Source organism: Runella aurantiaca, from assembly GCF_003339505.1.
In the GTDB taxonomy this organism is placed as follows: domain Bacteria; phylum Bacteroidota; class Bacteroidia; order Cytophagales; family Spirosomataceae; genus Runella; species Runella aurantiaca.
Genome location: NZ_QPIW01000013.1, coordinates 37,698 through 61,315, shown reverse-complemented (window position 1 = coordinate 61,315; position 23,618 = coordinate 37,698). Strand labels below are relative to the sequence as shown.

Here is a 23,618-nt window from a genome sequence, read left to right as displayed (position 1 = left end):
GTAATGCTACATTTTGGGTTGAGAAAACCCAACAAAAAAAGGGCAGACCTAAAGCCTGCCCTTATCAAATCAAATTCTAAATCGTTGGTGTTTTTTCCCAAAACGACTATCTTGTTTGAAACAAGACGAAAAAAAAAACACTCTAGCAGAGGATTAAAAACCTAATCCTACCGCCATGGCGCGCACGGTTGGGTTGCCTTGTAGGGTGGAGCCTAGGGTTGCAGCTCCCGTGGCCAAGTTAATGGTATAAACGCCCGTTGTTCCTCCCGAACGAAGCAGCGCATAGGCCGTGTTGCTGGCACCCCCGATGTCAAAACCATTGGCACTTTCAACCTGTATGCCCAATGAGCCTACCAAGTTTAGGGTTCCGTTATTGGGTGGATTTTGGGTATAAAGCATGGCGTTGCCTCCCGCAGGGGTATCAATGTCGTACAAGGTAGTGGACATCGTTCCCGCAAAATTATTAGTATAAGCGGCGGCGCTAACGTTGGCCGACATAATGCTCAACTCCGTGTCAACGGTATTGATGGCTCCCGTTACGGGGCTTATGCGCAAATTTTGCCGTGTATTGCTCACTACACGAATCAAGTCAGGTACGGGGTTAAAATCAAACCCAAAACTTGTTCCTGATAAAGCAGGCGTGAACGGCCCTGCCCCCAAAGCCGTGGCGGAATAAGTGGCAGTGTTGGCGGCATTGACCGTAAGTGTATAAATTCTGCTCGTGCTGCCCAACGCGTACAATTGACCGTTGGAAGGACGGAAATCAATGCCAAGGATACTCTCACCCATTTGCAATCCCATGATGGTTTTGGTGGTTGGAGTGACTGGCGAAGCAGCGATTGGGTTGAAAATGAGGAGGTTGTTAGAGCCGTCAATGGCGTAGGCAACAGGCTCCGTTGGAATGGCGATGCCAATGATGTTGGCTGGAAGGTCGCCCAGCTTTTGGAGGCGGCCCGTTGAGAGATTCACCTGATTCAGTTCTGATTGTCCAAAGACGGTTACTGCGGCGATGGCGTCGCCGTTGGGGGAAATATCAAATCCTGAGGTTCCCGTGATGTCCAAACCAAGGGCCCCTACTTCTTCCAAAGTGCCATTGTTAGGCGGGTTTTGGCGGTAAAGGCGGTCATTGACGGGGTCAATGTCGTATAGTGTTGTGCTGGTTACGCCTGCTTTGTTGTTGGTATAAGCGGCACTAGTAATCATCGCGCCGGGTGCGCCATTGATAGCTCCATCTATTACGGCAACGGCGCCTGTTTCGGGGTGGAGGCGTAAATTTTGGCCCGTATTGGTTACCAAGCGAATACGGTCCACGGTTGGATTAAAATCAAAAGCAATCATGGTGCCATTGACCGTTGGATTCAAAGGATTCATTCCTACCATGCGGGCTGCGCCAGAGGTAGGATTAATGACGTACAAACGGCTGTCGCTGCCAACGCCATACAACTGGCCCGTAGCGGGGCGGAAGTCAATGGCGCGTATTTTTTCTCCCGTTGGCAGTCCTGAAATGGTCACCGTTGAGGTGGGTGTACTCGTGGCCCGCACATTGATAAACATCAATTGGTTGTTGTCGTTGAGTGCATAAAACGAAACATCTGGCAATGTCTGAGGCGATGGCGGTAAGCGGTGATCAGTACAAGAGTTGAGCGTAAGCAGCGACGTAATGGCTGCAACGGCAAACAAACGTAGATGTTTTTTGACGTGGAACATGATACAAGGTTGTTAAATAGTGTTAGTAAGATACCTATTGGACAACCGTACCTACGTAGAAAATTTACCCCCGGATTTTAAGCATTGCACACGCTAAATGGCACAAATGGGGAATGTATGATGAATAGTTGAAGAGAATAGGAGGTTAAAATAACCTTTTGGTTTACAAATAGCCCGATAAAGGCGAGCAATAGAAGAAGAAACATTGTTTGTTTTTATGGCGGTTACGATTTGTTTTTTTTCACCGTAACCGCCATAAAAATAGATTTTGTTAGTAAACTTCAACCGCAGAAAGCACCGGAGAGGCTTTTGAAGCGGTAATATTCACCCGGATTTTACTGGTTTGTACGGGAGTTAATTTTAATATACGCTTATAGCCAATGGTGGTGGCTTGGGCAACTTTTTGCCACGCCCCGTTTTGCCATGCTTCTATTTCAAACGATTTAACGCGCTGACCCAAGGCGATATATTCTTTTAACGTTACATATTTTACCGTTTGGGTTTTACCCAAATCAATCTCCACGCTTCCCGTAGTGACATCGTCGTTGGTGGTCCAGTAGGTGTCTTTGTTGCCGTCGGTGAGGTTGGCGGAGGCATAATAAACGGCATTGCCCCGAAAAGAGCTGGCTTTGGTTTTGGCATTGGCCGCCAGATTGGTTTTGAATTCACGGTCAATCATGGCACGCCAGCCTTGCAGGGCTTTGACGTCGTTTTCGTGAATCAATCCCCGGCGGTCGGGTGGCACATTTAGGAGCAGCGTTGAGCCGCGTCCTACCGATGTTAGGTAAATATCAAAGAGATTTTCGGGGGTGCGTACTTTTGAATCTTCCTTGGCGTGATAAAACCAGCCCGGACGAATCGACACATCGACCTCGGCAGGAATCCACTGGGTGCCATCTTCTGAGCCAGTGTTCAACAGTTTTTCAATGCCGCCTTTGCCTGCAAAGAGCGTATCGGGCGTAATGCTATTCCAGTTGGTTTCGCCTGCTATGCCGCGCTCGTTACCTACCCAGCGTACGCCTGGGCCAGCATCGCTGAAGAAAATGACATTGGGCTCCATTTGGCGCACCAGATCAAGCGTTTTTGGCCAGTCATAGTACGTTGAGCCTTTGATTTGGCGTTTTTCGCGGGCACCGCCGTAGTAGCCATCGCCGCCGTTGGCCCCGTCAAACCACATTTCAAACGCAGGACCATAGTTGGTAAATACTTCTTTGAGCTGATTGCGGTAATATTCTACGTAGCCTGGTTTGCCGTATTCGGGGTGGTTGCGGTCCCATGGGGATAAATAGATGCCGAATTTCAGACCATATTTTTTGCAGGCATCGGCCACTTCCCGAACGATGTCGCCTTTGCCATTTTTATACGGACTGTTTTTGATGGAATGTTCGGTGTATTGACTAGGAAACAGACAGAAACCATCGTGGTGTTTGCCCGTCAGGATAGCGCCTTTAAAGCCAGCGTCTTTGAGGGTTTTTATCCATTGGTCCACATCCGTTTGGGTAGGGTTAAAAATAGAGGGTTTCTCGTCGCCGTAGCCCCATTCCAAATCAGTAAACGTGTTGGTAGTGAAGTGAATAAATGCATTTTGCTCCATTTCGTGCCAGCCCATTTGGGCTTTTGAAGGAGTAGGTCCGACGGGTTTTGGAGGCAATACATCGGGTACTTTCAACACTACGTGTTTTACTTTTTTGCGCTCGTGGGTGTACGTAATATGCACCAATCCGTCGGTGGTTTGAATCACGGCAGGGTAGCTAAATTCACCCTTGCCTTCGTCTTCCAACGAATAAATATCCTGCCAGTTTACGCCATCTTTGGAGGCCGCTACACGCAGTTTATTGCGCCCTTTTGCCCAGTCATTTCCGCGAATGAGGGGGTTGTAGATCAAAATTTGCGTGCCGTTTTTGAGGGTTACGGCATCGGTGCCCGAGTTCGGATTAGGCAGGCTAGTTGCACTGACCGGGCTCCACGTTTTGCCGCCGTCGTTGGACCATGTTTCTACTATCACATTTTGACGACTGCGACAAAGCATCTGCATTCTACCGTTTGGATAGGTCAAAATACTGGGCTGAATAGCGCCAAAATTGCCGTTGTCAATGCTGATTTTTTGCCAGTTGTTACCGTCTTTATCCGTTTTTTCCACATGTACATGCCAAACATTTCCCGTCACACTTTCGGTGCTGGTCGGGTGCAAAATGTCCCCGTTGGTGAGTTGAATGGGTTTGTTTTTTATCGGACCCAACATGCCATCGGGTAGCTTTTCGGGGGCCGACCACGTTTTGCCGTTGTTGGTAGAATAGCGCACCATTCCCCACCATTCGCGCGGATTAGGCCCTATTTTGTAGTACAGCATGAGCTTTCCTTCGCGGGTTTTGAACAAAACCGGATTCCAGCAAGGATACCGCTTGTTGGCGTCGATGATGCCGTCGGCCATTTGCTTAGGTTGACTCCATTTTCCTTTCTGGTATTCTGACAACCAGATGGTTACGTCGGGTTTTCCTTCGGCAGTACCGCCAAACCAAGTTGCCATCAAATGTTGGTCGCCCACTTGCACAATGCTGGAGGCATGGCAGGAGGGGACGGGAGGATTGTCAAAAATAAATTCCTCTTTGACCAACACAACGGCAGGCGTTTGCGCCCGAAGCACCGTGCCTATAAAAGTGAATAGAAATAAAAAAAATGATTTTAGATTCATAGTGTGAGGGTTGGGATTTGTTAAAATCGGGATATTGATATACCACAAAAGTAAAAATAAAAAATATTAATAATTTAAAGCAATGAAGTAAAAAAAATTAAAAATATTGTACACAAAACATAAAATACGGTGGAAAAACGTATCCGTGAAAATGAAAGAAAATTTGTGGGTCTATATACCGCTTGAATTGAAGATTACAACTGTTTTTTTACACCGATGAATCCCCCGAAAGCTTTAGGAAATAGGGTGCCGTGGTCGAGGGCGGCGGAAGCACTAAAAGTGAGACCTGTGATTTTTGGAAGGATGATTTGGGCAGAAAGTGAATGCGAAAACTGTTGTAAGGCGGGGATATAAAAATAGGAAAAAGAGCCAAAATTGCGGCTGTACGAACTACGAGTGGTGATATTGAGTCGACGGCCAAAGTGCCAAACGCTCCCCAAATACCAGACTTTTACCTGATTATTCGGAAAAAAGAAACCCTTGAACTTATCCTGAACTTCTGGTTTTAAAGTAGTTAGGGGAGCAATCAACGGACTGCCAAGCGTTTGATTTTGATACGACCAACCTTCTTTGTACTGTCCGTGGTTAAAATAATTGTCGGTGCCTTGGTACTGAGCGGTTGGGTCAAAAACGGCTCCACTTTGGTTTAAGGTCGATAAGTGTTCAATGGTTAGTTTGTTGATTGATAATGACTTGTGGGATTTTTTGTTGCGACGTGAAATGCTCAAGCCTGTTAGCCCATCGGGGAAATTTTGAAATGCCAAGCCCGACGCATCTTCGTAAATATGTTGATGATATAGCAAAAAAGTATGGGTAGGTTTGCGCCATTCCAAGGCAAAATCATAGCTTCCCAAATGGTTGCCGATGCGATTGCTGCCGTCGAAAATGGTGTAACGGTCGTTGATGAGGTCGTCGGGGTAGCGGCCCGTGATGAGCGAAATGTAATCCCGAAACGTAGACGGCAACTGCCCGTTTTGTGCTAATAAAGTCCCCTTTAGATAATCGGCTTTCCCGCCCCATTGGACTTGATGGTTGAGTCCTGCATAAAACCGAATTGACCAATGGGGTTTGCCAAAACGTGCGTAAAAGGTTTTTTGATGGAGATAAGCCCCCTGAATATACGGCACCGTAAACCATGCGTGGGCGTAGCTTGCTTTAAAGGCCAGAATATTTTTCAGGAATTTGAGGGGAATATAGTCAATGGTTTGTAGTTGAATTTTGGGAAATGTCATTGCATTGCCCGACCACGCCACAAAACCGGATGTGAGGGTACTGTCGCCGAGCCCAAAAATTTCTCGGCGGTTGCCAGCAGAGAGTTCAAACTTGCCCCATTTGACTTTTACGAACAGGTCAGGTGCCCAAATTTTGTATTTGTTTGCCGTAAAATTGGCCACTCCCATCGCGCCGAATCCCCAGTCAAACGTTGATTTTCGGGTTGAATCGACGCGGTATTCGCGGCGGCTATCTACCCGTACGGTTCCAAAAGGGCTTTCCAACGGAACGATACCGTATTGATTGGTACGTAACCAAAAGGGCGTTTGGGAAGACGTAGCTGCGCCGCCGCCGATTTCAACGTAATAATGGTACGGACTAACTGACTTACCAGACTGGGTCCAAGCCGATTGGGAAAAAAGACCAGCGGTCGCTGCCAATAAGTAGCGGAGCTTCATACGGTTGAAAAAGGGGGTTGGAACTAAAAATACATACGTGGAAATGCGTGTTTTGGACGTGGTTATCGAATAATTTATTGGTAGCCGAAAAATGATAAACCGCACGGGCGGCCCCGCGCGAAACCGTAAAATGTAAAAGAGAGCGTTTTCTTGCCACTTAAACCCTTAGCTTTTCATTCTGACATTGGGAATTTCGGGTGGGAGCGGCACTAAATCGGTTTCGCCTTCGATGCTGGGAAATCGGTCTTCTTTCCAATCCTGTTTGGCTTGTTCGATGATTGCCTGACTTGTAGCCACAAAATTCCAATAAATGAAACGTTCTTCGGGAAAAGGCTCGCCGCCGAAGAGATAAATCGTGGTATTGGCATGAATGGTAAATTGGCAGAGTTGGCTGTTTTGGGCGACCAAAATGCGTTTGGGCTCGTAGGTATTGCCTTCACTTTCAATGCTCCCTTCCAAAATATAAAGGCCCGCTTCGCCAAATAAGTCATCACCGATATTGATGGTCTGCGTGGTGGGACTTTTGATTTCCAAAAGAAATAATTTGCTATAAACGGGTACGGGCGACTTATGACCAAATGCCTCACCTGCAATGAGTTTATACGAGACCCCGTCGGTTTCCCACGCGGGAATCTCGTCGGCTTCGGCGTGGTAAAAAGCGGGGGCCATATCTTCGAGTTCTTTGGGCAGCGCCACCCAAATCTGAAGCCCGTGAAGTTTTTTGTCGGAGTGTCTAAGGTACTCAGGCGTTCGTTCTGAATGCACGATGCCCTTGCCAGCGGTCATCCAATTGACCTGATTTGGGAATATCTCGACGGCCGTACCCAACGTATCGCGGTGCATAATGCTGCCTTCAAACAGATACGTGAGGGTCGAAAGGCCAATGTGTGGGTGTGGGCCTACGTCAATATTTTGGTGCTCTTTGAGGAGCGCTGGCCCCATGTGGTCAATGAAAATAAAGGGACCAACCATGCGTTTTCCGCGAAAAGGAAGTAATCGGCCCACTAAAAAGTTCCCGATGTTGGCGGGACGTTCTTCGATGATAACATTGATGTTTGACATGGTCGTTGGGTGTATTTACGCAAGAACATCCTGCCATTCAGGGGTTTTCTTAAAGGTCGCATTGGCAAAGGGGCACAATGGCATCACTTTAATGCCATTTTTTCGCACATAATCTACCAACTCGGCCTGTAATTTTTTGCCAATGCTTTGGCCCTTTAGCGAAGGGTCAACTTCGGTGTGGTCAATGATTATTTTGTGCTCGCCAGCCAGTATGTATGTCATGGCCGCCAGTGATTTGCCATCTAATTCATAAAAAAATGAGCCGCCTTTTTCGGTTTGATTGTGCTTGATTTGTCCCATAAACAGTTTGTTTGATTTTTTAGTAATGCGAATATAGGTTACTCAAATCGAATGTACGGTATTCTTTTTGCCCGAAAATACCCCAAACCGTTCGTTAGAAATAGTTTGGAGCGTGTTAATTGCGCTAAAAACTATCCTGAATCAGCTCTTTATTGATAGACGCACCTGCTTTAGTGCCCGCCGCTGTTGCCTCCGATACTGCCCTCATTGGAGAGGTATTATCGCCTGCGGCATACACACCCGCCACGGTAGTTTGATTAAAATGGTCAATTTTGAGGTAGCCGTTTTCAGTAAGCTCGCAGCCCAATTCTTGGGGAATAGTACAGTGTTGCTGAAAGGGAACTCGCGCAAAAATCGCAGAAACTGCCTGTTTTGAGCCGTTTTTAAAAATGACCTGCTCCAGTTTTCCATCGGTCTGTTCCAAGTGGTCAAATTCATCTTCGATGATTGCGATGTGATGCTGTAGGAGTTTTTGGGTTTGTTCTGCGCTTAGCGTTGACGGGCCGTTGGTAAACAATGTCAGGTGCGGTGTCCATTGACTGATTAATTTAGCAAATTCAAATCCCATTTCTCCGTTGCCAAGGATGCCCAGCGCCGTACCGTTTACTTCGTATCCGTGGCAATAGGGGCAATGGAGGATGGAAATTCCCCAACAATCGGCAAAGCCAGGCAAATCGGGCATCAAATCGCGAATACCCGTGGCAAATAGTAGCTTCGTAGCCGTAAATTCTACATTCGCTTCGGTTTTAATTCTGAATAAATTTCCCTCTTTTTGGGCGCTTTGTACTGTATCGGCCACAAACTGAATGGAGGGATAAACCAGTACTTGGTCTTTGGCTTTTTGCGCAATGGCGGCGGGCGTTTCCCCATCCTGCGTGATAAAATTATGCGAATGAGGAGCGGTTCGATTACAAGGTTTTCCGCTGTCAATAATCAATACTGAGCGTAACGAGCGTCCCAAAGCCATGCTGGCCGAAAGACCCGCGTAACTGCCGCCAATGACGATAACGTCGAAATGGTTAGTTTCAATCATGTGGTTAACGTTTAAATGGTTAAAAATAGGCTGTTCTTATATTTGCAACAATGATGCAAACATAAAAAGTTCATACTGAAACGAAAGAGCCATGCGGAGAGCTGCCGATTTTAAATCAAATGTGAGGTGTAACCCAAGGCCACCAATTGCCCGTAGGCTTCCCAAACTTCATTGGGAATTTCCTGATAAATCTGGAAGCCTTTTTCGGGATACACTTTCACGCGTTGAAGGTCGCCGACCATGATGTGCACTACTTCTTCAAGCGAGATTTCGGTATTGGGGTATTGCGCAAGCGAGATTTGCGGAGAGGTTACAATGAGTTGTTTGTCAGGCCAATGCTTCTTAAAAGTGGCATAGCTACGGCGTTCCATGTAAGGTTTTTGGACCAGGATAAACGTCTGCGGATTTAGACCGTAGGTGGAGAGGAGTTGCTGCGTAAACAGGATATTTTCGCCAGTGTTTGTGGATTTATTTTCGATGTAAATAGCTTCTTTCGGAACGCCCATTTCGAGAGCGATGTCCGCAAATTTATCCGCTTCGGCGTCTTTCCAAAGGTCTTGGGTGAGTCGACCCAATCCTCCCGAAAAAATCAAAATAGGTGCCCAACCTTGCAGATACAACTCCGCCCCGCGCTCCGCAACCCGCAAATCATGGCTACCCAGCACCAAGATGCAATCGGATTTTTGAAGCGTGTGATTGACGTGATGGTAATCCCAAAGTTTTTGGGCCAAGGCCAAGGTGGTAGTGGAGAGCATGGGTTGCATTACATAAATTTGAAACTGTACGCCAAAGATACAATCGGTGACGAGAAAATTTGGAGTTGGTATGTGGTATAGGCGGTGCCTTGGGTGCGCATGAAGACTGAGTACTGGTTTTTGCGCCCGTATAGATTATAGACCGTAAAAATCCAGCTTCCCGTCCAACGGTTGTTTTTGAGATTGGGATTATTGATTTGCCACGAGAAGTCGAGGCGGTGATAATTCTTGATGCGGCCTTGGTTACGTTCGGCATAATACGGGTAGGCTTTGCCCTGAAAACTCACAAAACCATTCGGGATTGTGTAGGGGCGGCCGGTGCCGTAAGTAAAGGTCAGTGAAATATTGTGGTACTTGTTTTCGGAATAATTGAACGACATGTTTACGTTGAAAAAAGAGTGCATACCCCTAAAATTACAGCGAATGAAAGTAGAGATTTTCTCAAAAACATCCTGAAAATTAGTGGTTTTAGTAATAAACCACTAATTTATTTCATTTTACCTACAAAGCTGGATTAAAATCGACCAACGCCTAAAATTGTGAAACTAACCAGCCAATACCGATTTTTTGGGCTTGGAAATAAGCAACAACCCAAGAAATACAATGGCTCCGTTGAGCATGAGGCGCTCAAAGCCGATTTTGTAGCCGTCGAACCAGACTTCTGAATTTTGATTGAGAATATACGTAATGACGGGGCCCGCCACGCAAACCAGCGGCGTAAGCCGGTCATTGACGGGGCGTTTGGTATAAAGGCCAAAAGCAAAGAGTCCCAATAAAGGCCCGTAAGTATAGCCCGCAATGTCGAAAATCGCCGTGATGACCTCCTTGCTGTTCATCTGGTTGAAAAGCACAATGACAATGTAAAACAACACCGAAAAGCCGATATGAACCCAGTGCTTGATGCGGGCGCGTTCGGTTTCAGGTTTGTTGGCTACGTTCATGAAGTCGATACAAAATGCCGTAGTCAGGGCCGTCAGGGCCGAATCAGAACTGGCGTAAGTAGCAGCCGTAATCCCAATCAGGAACGTAATGGCAACAACTACGCCGGCGGTCCCTTCGTGCACACCAAAGTGATTGAGCGCCAGCATGGCATACAAATCATCGGTTTTGGCGGGAATTGCAATGTTTTTGCTTTGGGCGTAAAAATAGAGCAGCACCCCAAGACTCATAAACATCAAGTTGACGAATGTAAGTGTAATGGTAAACCAAAACATGTTTTTCTGGGCTTCACCGATGTTTTTGCAGGTAAGGTTTTTTTGCATCAAATCCTGATCCATTCCGGTCATGGTAATGGCAATGAAGGCACCCGATAAAAATTGTTTCCAGAAATATTTATTGTCTTTTGGGTCATCAAAGAAGAAAATTCGGGAATATTCGCTGTCGGCAATGGCCGAAACCATACCTCCAAACGAAAAATCAAGTTGATTGGCTACCAAATAAATGGTCAGTGCCACGGCCGTTACCAAAAAAGTAGTTTGGAGGGTATCGGTAATGATAATGGTTTTGATACCGCCTTTGAAGGTATACACCCATATCAGCGCAATGGTAATTGCTACCGAAACCTCAAACGGAATCCCGAGACCATTGTACATGGCTAATTGCAGCACTTGCGCCGCTACATAAAGCCGAACCGCTGAGCCGAGCGTACGCGACAGCAAGAAAAAAGCCGAACCCGTCTTGTAAGCCCAGAAACCAAAGCGTTGTTCGAGATAACTATAGATTGAGACCAGATTGAGACGATAATACAACGGCATGAGCACCGTACCGATGAATAGATACCCCAAAATATACCCCAATACTACCTGAAAATACGAAAACTGGATTTTGCCCACGGCGCCCGGAACAGAGATAAAAGTAACTCCCGACAATGAGGTCCCAATCATGGCAAAAGCAACCAAATACCAAGGCGACTGTTTATTGGCCGTAAAGAACGTGTTGGTATCGGCTCCCCGTGAGGTATAAATCGAAACGGCAATCAAAACAATGAAATAAACGATTAAAATACTGAGGGCAATGTAGGGGCTCATTGGTCAAAATGGGTTAAAACTTTTTTTTATTTGCAAACCTATTAAGGTTTTTTGTAAATTTGTTATAACTATATTAAAACCAAAAAAAACTTTGCCCAATGCAACCGTTTGAGATGCCAGAAATTGACGTGTTAGAGGAAATTGAAGAAAAGATAGTAGAAACCGACTTGTACAGTTTAGTCGTTTTCAATGATGAAATTAATACGTTTGACTGGGTGATTGATACATTGATGGAGGTTTGCAGCCATACGCCCGAACAAGCTGAGCAATGTACCATTATTATTCACTACAAAGGAAAATGTAAAGTGAAAAATGGGTCGTGGGAAGAACTCGTTCCCTTGCGTCAAGAAATATGTCGGAGAGGAATTTCTGCGGAAGTGCTCTAATCATGTATACTTTGCACTGATTAAAATATACCAAAAGAGTAAAAAAGCCTGCCTTCTTATAAACGTTATAGGGAGGCAGGCTTGTCTATGTCTATGCTGAAATCGCCGTTTTATTTGACTTTCATGGATTTTTCTCGGGCGAGCCGCTGCTCATAAAAATCCATAAATCCGTCCAGTTCTTCGGCGGGAAGACGACGGGCAATGATTTTTTTATCTTGGTCTAAAACGTAAATCATGGGCGTATTGACTACGTCAAAATCTTTCCGAAAATCAATACGGAAGCTATAATCATAGCCGTGAATCCATTCCTGTACGCCAAACTCCCGAATGTATTTTTTCCATTGGTCGGGCGCTCGCGCCACCGATGCCGCAAAGATTTGAACGTCCAACGTTTTTTTGTTCTTTTCATAAAACGCCTTCAATGCAGGGGTAGATTGTCGGCAATGACTGCAATCAGGGTCGTAAAAAACAACGACTGTGTATTTGGCTTTCACATCGGCTACGGAGCGCAGTTGGCCTGTCGTATCCGTCAAAGAGAGCGCTGGCATGGTTTTGCCCACCAAAAGCGGCTTCATGACGTTGATTTTTTGGCGGATGTTTTGCACCGTACTCGAATCGGTCATGGGCATGATTCCGCCCAAATAATATTTTTCGGCCAAATGCACAAATACCTGCTCAATACCCATCACCGACGGGTTTTCCGCTTTGTTGGTTAAGTACCAAATACAGTAAGCCTGCATTTCTTTACTGCCTCCTTTCAGGGCTTTTTCAATCACAACATCAGATGCTTGAATCAGCGAATCAGGATGCTGAAAGGTGAGTTCACCCATGTATCGGTCCAGCTTTCGTTGCAGGGTAGGGGTACGAACGAGGCGTTCTTCCGAAAAATCAAAATTATCCCAAAAATGAGCCTTATAATATTGGAACAACCAAACTGAATCCACCCGACCGTCGGGGCGCTTAGGGGCGGGCGGAAGGTCAACCTCGGCGTTGGCCTTCATGATTTTTCCCGTCAGGGTCGTGGCATTTTCCTGCGCAAAACTGCGATAATAGTCAAATATCTGCCGCCGTAAGTTGTTGATTTTTGTTTGGGTCAACACATCCTGCCGCATTTTCATTTGCGCCGCCAAAACGTTTATTTCGGTGTTGTAGCCCGCAATTTGCTGTTGGTATTTGTAATACAACTCATTGTCGGGCGAGTTCTCAATCTTCATATTGCCGACCACATTGAGGGTGTCGGAGCTAAAAGAAAAATGCTGCTCATTGCCAATGATAAACTCAGCCACGCGGCGCTTGGTGGGAGAAAGCAGCATATAAACTCCTCCAGGAAGGGGTTTGTCGCCCGTGAAAGTCAAGTGGCCATTTGCATCGGCAACGGCCGTATCTTTTACCACGTATTGCGAAAAACCAAAATAGTGGGCCAAGGTAAACGGCTCAGGTCGAAGCCCTTTAATGGTTCCTTTGATGTTATAGCCGCCGTTTTGGGCGAGCGTGGTTAAACCCATCAAAACCAGAAAAGGGAAAAAAAACAGGGTGCGCATTGGGTACATAAAAGTTTGTTTATTGTCGGCTGCCTGCAGGTTTTGATTCCAACGCAAGGCGCTTTTTATAAACATTCAAAAATGGTTCCAAATCTTCGACACCCAGCCGACGCGCAATAATTTTTTTGTTTTTGTCTAATACATACACCGTTGGCGTTGAAAAAACATCGTAATCATTGCGGTAGACTACCTGACGAGAAGCCACAAGTCCAAACCCGTTGCTCATCCCTTCGAGCTTAAACTCTTTGATAAATTTGCGCCATTCGTCCTCTTTGCCCTCGATGGCAACGGTCAATACATCGACGCCCTGCGCGTGCATTTTGTCGTGAAAGGCTTTCAATTTAGGGGCTGATTCGCGGCAGTGACCGCAGGTAGGAGAGTAAAAAAACAGCACCTGAAAGTCGGCTTTGCTGCCGTGAATATACTCTAGCTTGTCGGGGGCGCGGTAGCTCATCACGCCCAAGTCGGGAATGATTTTGTTGACCAACAACGGCTTCAACACTTTGATGCGCTCAGACATATTTTTGAGGGTAGCCGTATCAGAAACGGGCATGATGCCAGTGAGGTAGTATTTTTCGCCCATGTGCACAAAAACGCCTTCTGTTCCGACGGTCTTCGGCATTTCGTATTGGTTGGTGATGTACCAGATACAATAGGAAATAATGTCTTTTTGATTTCCCTTAATGGCCTTATTGACCACCAAATCAGCTTCTTTGATGAGTGAGTCTTCGGTTTGGAGGGTCAATTCTTTGATATAACGGTCCAGTTTTTGGTGAAGAAACGGCGTCTGGAGCATCCGAGCATCCGAAAAATCAAAGTTGTCCCAGTAGTGATTTTTGTAGTAATTGAAGACCCAGGCAGAATCCGTTTTGCCGTTAGGAAGTTTGGGCGCGGTTGGTAACTCTGGTTCGGCCGACGCTTTGAACAGCTTGACGGTAAAAGTACCTTCATTGACCTTCATGAAATTGTCGTAAAAGGCTTTTCGTTGGTCCTGAATATCTTTGTAGCGCTTGTCGCTGTCGGGTACTTTTTGGGCTTTGAGTTTTTGATATTCCGTTTCTTTGTCCTTCATGAAGCGCTGGAACTCATAAAAAAGCTCGTTGTCTCGGCTTCCTTTTACGCGCATACTTCCCACGATGTCAACTGTATCGGCGGTAAAACTGAAGTCTTGGTCGTCGGCAATGAGCATTCGGTAGAGCGTTTTACGGTCGGGCAGTACGATTTCATACACCCCACCCGCAAGCGGTTTGTTGCCTTCAATGACAAAATGCCCGTCTTTGTCGGCTTGGGCGGTGTCTTTGGCGTATATTTGGGCGGCGTAATAGTTGGCTAAAATGCAACTACCTCCGCTAAGACCTTTGATTTGGCCTTCGATTCGGTAGGCCGATTGGGCAAAAACTAAATGCGTAATACAGAAAAATAAAGGAAGAAGGATACGTTTTAATTTCATCGCTTTATGCGTTTTATAGGCCTCAAAATTAGAACTTTTATTTTAGTCAGTTAAACGAATTTTTTACACTTTTAGCGTCTCTACCCTTAAAACAGGCTATATGTTTTATATTCTATCCAAAACCATTGATGTGTTGCTGATGCCGCTGACCATGGCATGTATTGCTTTTCTTTACGCCATCTTAACCAAAAACCGTGCCCGAAGTCGCAAAGTTTTGATTGGTGCATTGGTAGGACTTTATCTGGTCAGTAGTCCGATTTTGGTCAATGAATTGCTGATATGGTGGGAGCCGAGGGCCTCTAACGAAGAAAAAAAATACGAAGTAGCGGCCCTCTTAACGGGTGGGATTATAAAACGTTATCACCAATCTACCAAACACGTTTGGTTTGGCAAAAGCGGCGACCGGGCCTTGCAGGCCTTTGAATTGTACAAAAGAGGGAAAATCAAGAAAATCATCATCACTGGTGGAGAAGGCTCGCTGAGAGGAGGAAGAATCAACAATTCAGAAAACAACGGTATCCGACAATACCTCATTGAATCGGGGGTAGCTGCGACCGATATTGTGCAGGATTCATTGGCATTGAACACCCGTCAAAATGCCGTCAATACCGCCAAAATTTTAAAAACACAGTTCAATACCGACAAATGCATGTTGATTACTTCGTCTTTTCATTTGCCCAGGGCGGAGGGTTGTTTTAAGAAAGAAGGCATTACGGTTTTTGCGTGCCCCGCGCATTATCTTCAGGAAGACGGCGGCGCGATTTGGTTTGATAAACTCTTTCCATCCGAAGAAGCCCTTGCTAATTTCTACCTCGTTTGGCACGAAATGATTGGGTATGTAGTGTATAAAATGGTTGGGTATATCTAGTGGTGCTTTTGGGTTTGAGAACCTAACGGCACGACTGTGAATATTTACCCGACAATCTCCAAAGTACTGAGGCCATTGACGTTTTTGAACAACCGAATCTGCGTGCCGATGCGCTCTTTGAGGGCCTCCACGTGCGAAATGATACCGATGGTTTTGTCGCTTTCTGACTGAAGTCGCTCCAACATACTCAGGGCCATATCGAGCGACTCCGGGTCGAGGGTGCCGAACCCTTCGTCAATAAATAGACTTTCAATGCTGACGTTTTTGGAAGCCAAATCCGACAGCGCCAATGCCAATGCTAGACTCAACGTGAAGGTTTCGCCGCCTGAAAGCGTGTTTACAGCTCGTTGGGCGTTGCCCTGATACATATCGATTACAAATAGACTATCGGTATCTTCTTTGGGTTTAACCAAAACATAGCGGTCGGATAGGTGGCGGAGGCGCTGATTGGCCAAGCCGATGAGGTTGGACAGCGTCAGGTTTTGGGCAAAATTGCTGAATTTATTGCCCGTACTGTCGCCGATGTAGCGATTGAGCAAATCCCATTTTCGTCGCTGCGTACGGAGTTGCTCAAGCTCAGATTGCAACCCCGAATAGATTTCTTTTTGCTTGGTGTGATTGACTAATTTTGTGCTTATTTCCGACGATTCACTTAAATATTTGTCGCGCAGTTCACGGCATGAATTGAGTTTAAATTCCGTTTCGTGGGCGTTGAGTTCGGTGGCTCGTTGTTGCGTGAGTGAATGCAGTTGCTCATGCCATGCTTTCTGATTGATTTCCAGTTCTTTTTCCCGGTCGTCCAGTCGTTTACGGGTGTTTTTGAGGGACTCAATCTCAGAACCAGAAAGCAACAATTCATTGGCGGCTTGGATGCTTTCGATGCCTTTTTGCTGCAATTGCTGCGTCAGAGACGCGGCTGCGGCGTCAGTTTTCTGGGTTTCCTCAATGAGCATTTTGTCCGTTTCAGTCCATGCTTTTTGGGCAATGTTGAGCGCAGTTTGGGCATTGCTGAGCGTACTTTTCAACGATTGCCCATCGGCTCTGATGTCTTTGCCCGCGTAGCGCCGTAGCTTTTCCTGCTCTTTCTCGACTTTTTGGGTTCGTAATTCAAACAGGGCGGCATAATTTCTCGTTATTTTTTGAATGATGTCATTTAAGTCTTTGATTTTTAGCCAATTGTTAACCGTAGATTGCTGTTGTATTAATTGGTTTTGCTCAAGCACTAATTGCTCTAGGGTTGTTTCAAGTGGGAGTTGGAGCGTCTCTAATGCATTTTCACAATCTTCTTTGGCCTTTAAGAAATCTTCGCGCAGTTTCTTCAAATCAGCTTCGGCCTGCGTCACGAGCGCCTCGGCTTTGTTGAGTTCAGTGCCGTAATTTTTGGCTTGCATATCAGCCTCTTTTTTTTGTTTTTCCAACAAATCCAATTCCACCTGTACTTGCGACAAAGCGTTGATGTAGGCGTGTACGTATGGATGGTGAGTAGAGCCACAAAGCGGACATTCGTCGCCGTTTTGCAGGGCGTTTCGCAAGTCTTCCAGATTGAATTTTTGCTGTTCTTTCTCCTTTTTTAATTGTAAGTCCTTGATTTTTAGTTCTAAACTTTGAGCCGTTGCATTTGCCAATTCCCAGAGTGGCTTTTTTTCGGTAACAATTTTGGCGTTTTCGGTAACAGCTTTTTTTGTATCTTGACCCTTGGCCACGAGGTCATTTCTTTTTTCCAATTTTGCGCTCAGTTCAATCAATGCTTTTTCGCGCGTCGACAATCGAGAAAGCTCATTTTGGGCCTCAAAATCAGGCCCAAAGCGTTTTACTTCGACTTGGATTTCTTGTTGTTTTTGGAGAAGAAGCGCGTTGGTTTCGTCCAATTTTTCCAATACTAATTGCTTCAGCCAGTCGTTACCCGCTTGAGCTACTTCCTGACGGATGGTGTTAAAAATGGGGCGAATTTCGGCGTTTAGTTTTTCGATGTCCTTTTCCAAACCCAAAATTTCCGTTTCAAAGGCGGTCAATTCCTGCTCCAAAAGTGCGTAAGGAACGGTTTTTTGAATCAGTTTTTCAATCTTTTCCGCTGTTTCCTTTACAATCGTTTGTTGGGTATCGGTTTCTTGTTTATAGGTTTTTTGTTGTTTTTGTAAAACAATTAACTGATTTTGTCGCGCTCTGAGCGTGGCTAAATCGGCGGCCCATTCGCTCACGAGTTCGTGGTGCTGAAGGCGGAGCGCCTGCGGGGCAAAGAGGGCTTGTTCCTGCGCCAAAAGCTGTTTTTCGCTTTCGACTTTTTCCAGTTTGTGGAGAAGTTCGGTACAGCGGTCAAGCGTAGATTTTTCTTTTTCCCAGAAAATCAGGTCTTTATCGGCCTGAATACGGTGCGCTTGGGCAATGGTGAGTTCTTTTTCTAGCTGCGTTACTTCTTCGGCGGTCAGCATGGATACGAGTTGTAACTCCTTCTCTTTCAGCTTCAACTTTTCTTCGTGCTGGCGGTCTTTTTCAAAAGAGGCACGGCCGAGTTGGCGGTAAATGTGCTGCCCCGTAATATCTTCCAACAATTTGGAACGGTCGTGGGCTTTGGCGCGCAGAAACTCCGCAAAACTCCCCTGTGCCAGCACGATGGATTTTACAAACTGCTCATAATTAAGGCCGATGATTTCGGCGTTCTTTTTGGGGAAATTGGCCAATCCTTTGATGTCCAGCAGGTTGCCTGAAGGTAATTCCGCAATTTCCATTTGGTAGTTATTCCACTCGTTGTTGCGGTTGCGGGCAATGCTCCAACGAGAGCGGTACTGACGGCCTTTGACTTCGTATTCTACCTCCGCGTAGGCTTCTGATTTGGGCTCGCCAGCGGCTTTGAGATTGACGATGGAGCCGAGGGTTTTGATGTCGGTTTTTGAAATACTCCCAAAGCGTGGAATTTCATTGTACAACGCCAACGTAATCACATCCAGTAGGGTAGATTTGCCAGCGCCCGTCGGCCCTGAGATAATAAACAACCCCGACACCGCCAACGGATTGATGGAAAAATCAACACAGCAAGGTTCGTTGTAAAACGAATTGATATTTTTAAAACGAGTACGAAGAATTTTCATTTAAGGCGAATATTTTTTGCGGGATTTTACCTTTTCAACTCGTAGATATAATAGTTTTCGTCATGAACGATTGATTCGTTGAAAACTTTCACGCACACAAATTGGTAATTTTTCCCTTGCAAACTTACAGATTTGAGGTGACCTTCCGTGTAAGCCACGGGTGAATTGTACTCGCATAGCCAGACTATTTTTTTATTCTTTTGTGCGTTTGCCACTTGTGCGGCCCGCTTCAGTAAAGTTGAATCGTTCATGCCATAAACCGAGGGGTTCCATAAGTCGGTTCGCCAAACGGAATATGAGGTGTTTTGTAAAATATCCAACGAAAATATCTTTTGTCCTAAATAGCCAGCCACGGGGGTATTGAGATAATGATAATTGCCCACCAACAGATAAGGAGTGCTGGCGTAGTTGGTTTTAAGAAAAGAGGCGGCGGCTTTGGCGTTGGAAAAACGGTAGGTAAGGTCTTTAGAATAGGCGAATAGACCCGCTATTGCCTGTCCACACAGAATGGCTAAAAATGCAAATCGTGTGTATGGAGTAGAGGTGCTTGCTGGGACGTGATTTTTTTTGCGGTCCAAAAATATCCAAAAGCAAAATAATATACTGATGGTATATATTTGATAGTGCCTAACACTGCCCACGTAGGCGCTCAGGTAGATAAAACCGCCCAATGCTGTAAATATCAACCCTGAAAGTAGGAGCACGGGTCGGTCTTTTCGTAAGTGCCACCACAGCCCTAGCCATGCTGCCATGCCAAGGCTCGCCATGCGGTATTTATTTTCTCGGAAAAACGTGTTCCAAAAGTGAAAATGAGCTATTTCGGGAAAAGAAAACGTGCCTTTATACACATTCTTTAACACAAAACCGATGCGTTGCGGGTCAAAATTCAGGACAAATCCTGCTTCAGCCGACGCGTCTTTTGGGGGAATAATCGTGATGATACTGATCAACGCGCCGATGATAATGAGCAAAGAGCCAATCCAAAGGTTAGAATCTCCGTAACGAAGGCCTTTTTCTGATACATAAAAAAGCATCGCTCCCGCGCTGACCGCACAGGCAAATACGAACGCATAAGCATTTGTGTTGAACAGTAAAGCCAATAAAAAGCAAATAATCAGGAGATTTTGCGAAAAGCTCCTCCAGTAAATGGCAATGAGAAAAATTAGAAAAACAGCCAAGATGTAGTTGCGACTAATCAACCCAAATTCAAATAACAGTGGATAACTCAGCAGGATGAGGATTTTTTCAAACGTCTTAAACGGACTCTTGAAAACCATTAAATAGGCCGTTCCTAAAACAAATGCAGTGTGGATGAGCTGCATCCAATGGGGTTCAATAGAAATTTTATTGATAGGCCAGAGGATAGTATGCCACAACAACGGGTGTCCTTCATAAGCGGCATTGTGAACCAACGCGGCCAAACTGCCCGAGTTCGATAAAATATTCCAAAGCTGTAGTTCGTCGCGCCACATTTCGTGGTGAGACACGCCTAAAATGATGAGAAATGAATAGAGCAGAAAGATTCCCCACTCTAAACCAGACGAAGTTTTTGATGGAATGGGCGTTACATCATCGTTGGGCATTAGGGCGTATTTTTAAATGAAAATAATGGAAAATTATTGCGCTTCTGATACATCACGCCACAATTCTTCAAACGCCTCCTGTAAAAGTAAACGGGTTTCTTCGTCAAGGTTTTCGGACAACAGCCGTTGGTTAAACACGTCGCGTGGGGTTAAATCTTGGATGGAAGTGCCCGTTATGAAAAGCTCATCGGCCCCTTTGGTTCGGTTGGTAAAGGATAACCTAGGTTTGATAATTTGGAAGGGAACATTGCTAAATTCGCGCAGCAACTCGTTGAAATACATCTCTTTGTGAGGGTCGGCAAAGGGCTCTGTGACGTGTACTTCTACGTAAGAAGGTAGCGGATTTGTAAAAACGTAGGCTTTCAGGCCCGCTTCTACTTCGTCGAGGCTGCCCGTAAAGCAACGTAATTCTCGATAAGCGGGCACGGGAAGGGCCTCCACCGACGTGATTTTTGTGTTGTCAATGGTCAATTCCAAAACGTATTTACGGTCGTCGCGCTCGCTGAAACTGAGCGGAATGGGAGAACCAGAATACCGAATAAAATCAGAATTGCTGATGCGTTGGGGTTTATGGATATGGCCAAGCGCAATGTAGTCAAACCCCGATGGAAAAAATTCGGCTGAAAAAGCGGCCTCACCGCCCACCACGTGAATGTCGCGTTCGCTTTCGGATGTGGAGGCACCGTTGACAAATAAATGCCCCATGGCAATGGAAGGCAAATCAGAAAATTGGGAGGATTTCAAATCGGCAAGTTGCTCATAATGCCCCCGAATACCCTGTCGAAGGGCCGCGAGTCGGTTTTCGTAGCCTTCCCCCGAAACGGACTTTCGCAAGTCAGCTTCTCGTAGGTAGGGCACCGCCGCCACCACGATTTCGCCGCGTGGGGTGGTTAGGTGAAGTAATTCATCCTCAATGGATTCGAGGGCGTTCCCCACTACCTTAATATCCAAAAATTTAAGCAGTTCGCGCGGGGCATTGAGCACGCCAGGAGAATCATGATTGCCACCCGTTACTACCACCTGACAGCCTGAACCGATTAATTTTTTTAAAAAACCGTAGTATTGCGCCAACGCCTGATTGGAGGGATTGGTGGTATCAAAAACATCGCCTGAGATAAGCAAAACGTCAATCAAACGCTCCTGAATGGTGAGGGCCAGCCAATCCAAAAATAAGCGGTGGTCTTCTTCGAGACTATATTTATGGAGTTGTTTTCCCAAATGCCAATCGGCGGTGTGCAGGATTTTCATTTACAATTCTTTTTTTATCAAATCTGGGACACTTACGCCCTAAAAGTTTCCAAAAGCAGCAAGAAAGCATTATTCCACCCGCTAAAGTATAGGGTTAAAAGGATGCTTTTTTGCCTATTTTGGAGGTTTTATAGATTTGAGGGAATGGATAAATATCGAAACTTCATATAACTCTGCAAAAATGACAAAAAGGAACGGTAAATTTGCACGCTGATTGGACAATCGTCCGCAGCACCCCACCGATAAACATATAAAAGACCGCTCAATGCTTACCAACACGCTCGAACAAACCTATTACGTCATTGACTTTGACAGCACCTTTACGCAGGTCGAAGGCTTGGACGAATTGGCCAACATTGCTCTTGCCGGCAATCCCAACCGCGAAAAAGTGGTACAACAGATTCGCGAACTGACCGAAACGGCCATGAATGGCGATATGTCATTTGCCGAAGGGCTGCGCCGTCGTATCGAACTTTTACAGGCTAATCGTTCGCACATTGATGTTTTAATCGATTTTTTACGTACCAAAATATCCGATTCCTTCCTACGGAATCAGGCTTTTTTGCACGACTATGCCGACAGCATTTTGATTCTGTCGAGCGGGTTTAAGGAATTTATTGTGCCGATTGTGACTGAGTTGGGAATCAAAGAAGAAAATGTATACGCCAATACATTTCGTTTTGATGCCGAGGACAACATCATCGGGGTCGATAATGACAATGTGCTTTCTTCCGACAAAGGAAAAGTAAAGCTGCTCCAATCCCTCAACCTTGAAGGCGAGGTGTGTGTTATCGGTGATGGTTATACCGACTATGAGCTCCGTGAGTCGGGTTTGGCCAGCCGTTTTTATGCGTTTACAGAAAATGTTGAACGGGAGAAAGTGACCAAAGTAGCCGACCACATTGTGCCGTCGTTGGATGAGTTCTTGTTTTTGAACAACCTTCCGCGTTCACAATCCTATCCCAAAAGCCGGATTAAGATTTTATTGCTCGAAAATGTTCACCCTGTAGCCCGTGAAGCATTTGAAGGTGAAGGGTTTAACGTTGAGTTTGTAAAAGGGGCGCTGGACGAAGACGAATTGATTGAGAAAATCAAAGACGTAACCATCTTAGGAATTCGCTCCAAAACCATGGTGACCCGTCGGGTGCTTGAAAATGCCCCGCGTCTGATTGCAATCGGTGCGTTTTGTATCGGGACCAACCAAATAGACTTGAAAACCGCGACCGAAAAAGGGATTGCGGTATTCAACGCACCTTATAGTAATACCCGCTCGGTGGTAGAGCTTGCCGTGGGTGAAATGATTATGTTGATTCGGAACGTATTCCCCAAAAGTGTGGGAATGCACGCTGGAAAATGGGATAAATCAGCCAATAATAGCTTTGAAGTACGAGGCAAAAAGCTGGGCCTTGTGGGCTACGGGCACATCGGTACGCAGCTGTCGGTGATTGGTGAGGCTTTGGGGATGGAAGTGTATTTCTACGATGTAGTGGATAAAATGCCCATCGGCAACGCCAAGAAACTCAGGTCATTGGACGAACTGTTGCAGGTGGCCGACGTGCTGAGCCTGCACATCGACGGTCGCAAAGACAATAAAAATGTGATTGGCAAACGCGAATTCGGACTCATGAAAGATGGCGTAGTATTTCTGAATTTAGCACGCGGTCACGTAGTGGATGTGGAAGCCTTGGTAGAAGCTCTCAAAAGCGGAAAAGTAAGCGGAGCGGGCTTAGATGTGTTTCCGTATGAGCCTAAAACCAACAATGAAGCCTTTGAAAGCGAGTTGCGTGGCCTGCCCAACGTCATTCTAACGCCGCACATCGGCGGCAGCACCGAAGAGGCACAAGAGGGCATTGGTCATTATGTGCCAGAGCGCCTGTTGGAATACGTAAACAACGGTAGCACCACGGGGAGCGTCAACGTGCCGGAAGTGCAATTGCCGTTGCTGAAAGGTTCTCACCGCCTGTTGCACGTACACCGCAATGTACCAGGGATATTGGCCAAACTAAACAATATTTTTGCCCGCTACAATGTCAATATTACGGGGCAATACCTTAAAACCAACGACCAAATCGGTTACGTTATCATGGATGTAGAGCGCAGCTACGTTGACGGTTTTGTGCAAGAAATCAAAGACATGGAAGAAACCATAAAGTTTCGGATGCTGTATTAAGTAGAGGCGAGGAGTGAGTAGCCAGATTCACTTCTCGCTC

Annotated in this window: 17 protein-coding genes; 3 read left to right on the top strand and 14 right to left on the bottom strand. The window is 45.9% G+C overall.

The genetic code is table 11. The annotated features are described in order from the left end of the window. Nucleotides 1–153: 153 nt before the first annotated feature. The 9 genes from DVG78_RS16330 to DVG78_RS16290 all read right to left on the bottom strand — a co-directional run bounded on the left by DVG78_RS16330 (nt 154) and on the right by DVG78_RS16290 (nt 11,246). A complete protein-coding gene (locus DVG78_RS16330) occupies nt 154–1,707 on the bottom strand; it encodes a DUF4394 domain-containing protein (RefSeq protein WP_114462129.1) in 1,554 nt (517 codons plus the stop codon). A 271-nt stretch (nt 1,708–1,978) separates the two neighbouring features. Further along, entirely contained in the window at nt 1,979–4,399 is a 2,421-nt protein-coding gene (locus DVG78_RS30375; RefSeq protein WP_114462128.1) for an exo-alpha-sialidase, read from the bottom strand. A 194-nt stretch (nt 4,400–4,593) separates the two neighbouring features. Beyond that, nucleotides 4,594–6,069: a capsule assembly Wzi family protein gene (locus DVG78_RS16320; RefSeq protein WP_114462127.1), complete on the bottom strand. Its 1,476-nt coding sequence runs from the start codon at nt 6,067–6,069 to the stop codon at nt 4,594–4,596. Nucleotides 6,070–6,234: 165 nt separating this feature from the next. Beyond that, complete coding sequence (locus DVG78_RS16315) at nt 6,235–7,131, bottom strand: pirin family protein (protein WP_114462126.1); 897 nt, start codon at nt 7,129–7,131, stop codon at nt 6,235–6,237. A gap of 15 nt (nt 7,132–7,146) precedes the next feature. Then, nucleotides 7,147–7,431: a GNAT family N-acetyltransferase gene (locus DVG78_RS16310; RefSeq protein WP_114462125.1), complete on the bottom strand. Its 285-nt coding sequence runs from the start codon at nt 7,429–7,431 to the stop codon at nt 7,147–7,149. 124 nt (nt 7,432–7,555) lie between these two features. Further along, nucleotides 7,556–8,464 (bottom strand): NAD(P)/FAD-dependent oxidoreductase, encoded by a 909-nt coding sequence (locus DVG78_RS16305; protein ID WP_114462124.1) that lies wholly within the window; start codon nt 8,462–8,464, stop codon nt 7,556–7,558. Nucleotides 8,465–8,574: 110 nt separating this feature from the next. After that, nucleotides 8,575–9,219, bottom strand: a complete 645-nt coding sequence (locus DVG78_RS16300; RefSeq protein WP_114462229.1) for a YdcF family protein — start codon at nt 9,217–9,219, stop codon at nt 8,575–8,577. 8 nt (nt 9,220–9,227) lie between these two features. Further along, nucleotides 9,228–9,599, bottom strand: a complete 372-nt coding sequence (locus DVG78_RS16295) for a hypothetical protein (RefSeq protein ID WP_199563264.1) — start codon at nt 9,597–9,599, stop codon at nt 9,228–9,230. A 165-nt stretch (nt 9,600–9,764) separates the two neighbouring features. Beyond that, nucleotides 9,765–11,246, bottom strand: a complete 1,482-nt coding sequence (locus DVG78_RS16290) for a sodium:solute symporter (RefSeq protein WP_114462123.1) — start codon at nt 11,244–11,246, stop codon at nt 9,765–9,767. Between the two features lie 98 nt (nt 11,247–11,344). Here DVG78_RS16290 and DVG78_RS16285 point away from each other — a divergent pair, with 98 nt between their 5' ends. Further along, on the top strand, nt 11,345–11,632 hold the full coding sequence (locus DVG78_RS16285) for an ATP-dependent Clp protease adaptor ClpS (protein ID WP_114069527.1): 288 nt from the start codon (nt 11,345–11,347) through the stop codon (nt 11,630–11,632). Between the two features lie 110 nt (nt 11,633–11,742). Here DVG78_RS16285 and DVG78_RS16280 read toward each other — a convergent pair whose 3' ends face one another. Together DVG78_RS16280 and DVG78_RS16275 are read right to left on the bottom strand one after the other, a co-directional pair. Beyond that, complete coding sequence (locus tag DVG78_RS16280; RefSeq protein ID WP_158550040.1) at nt 11,743–13,173, bottom strand: thioredoxin-like domain-containing protein; 1,431 nt, start codon at nt 13,171–13,173, stop codon at nt 11,743–11,745. Nucleotides 13,174–13,192: 19 nt separating this feature from the next. Continuing rightward, a complete protein-coding gene (locus DVG78_RS16275) occupies nt 13,193–14,623 on the bottom strand; it encodes a TlpA family protein disulfide reductase (protein WP_114462121.1) in 1,431 nt (476 codons plus the stop codon). A gap of 100 nt (nt 14,624–14,723) precedes the next feature. On the opposite strand from DVG78_RS16275, the gene DVG78_RS16270 reads away from it, so the two are divergent. Further along, nucleotides 14,724–15,491, top strand: coding sequence for a YdcF family protein (locus tag DVG78_RS16270; protein WP_114462120.1), 768 nt, complete (start codon nt 14,724–14,726; stop codon nt 15,489–15,491). 44 nt (nt 15,492–15,535) lie between these two features. Here the strand turns inward: DVG78_RS16270 and DVG78_RS16265 are convergent, their stop codons facing one another. From DVG78_RS16265 to DVG78_RS16255, 3 genes are read right to left on the bottom strand one after another with little or no spacing between them, the layout of a single operon-like run. After that, a complete protein-coding gene (locus DVG78_RS16265; RefSeq protein WP_114462119.1) occupies nt 15,536–18,577 on the bottom strand; it encodes an SbcC/MukB-like Walker B domain-containing protein in 3,042 nt (1,013 codons plus the stop codon). Nucleotides 18,578–18,603: 26 nt separating this feature from the next. Then, the gene (locus tag DVG78_RS16260) at nt 18,604–20,160 is read right to left on the bottom strand and encodes a hypothetical protein (protein ID WP_114462118.1); all 1,557 of its coding nucleotides are present in this window, start codon (nt 20,158–20,160) and stop codon (nt 18,604–18,606) included. A gap of 33 nt (nt 20,161–20,193) precedes the next feature. After that, on the bottom strand, nt 20,194–21,408 hold the full coding sequence (locus tag DVG78_RS16255; RefSeq protein ID WP_114462117.1) for an exonuclease SbcCD subunit D C-terminal domain-containing protein: 1,215 nt from the start codon (nt 21,406–21,408) through the stop codon (nt 20,194–20,196). Between the two features lie 265 nt (nt 21,409–21,673). Here DVG78_RS16255 and serA point away from each other — a divergent pair, with 265 nt between their 5' ends. Then, nucleotides 21,674–23,578, top strand: a complete 1,905-nt coding sequence (gene serA / locus DVG78_RS16250; RefSeq protein ID WP_114462228.1) for a phosphoglycerate dehydrogenase — start codon at nt 21,674–21,676, stop codon at nt 23,576–23,578. Nucleotides 23,579–23,618: the final 40 nt, after the last annotated feature.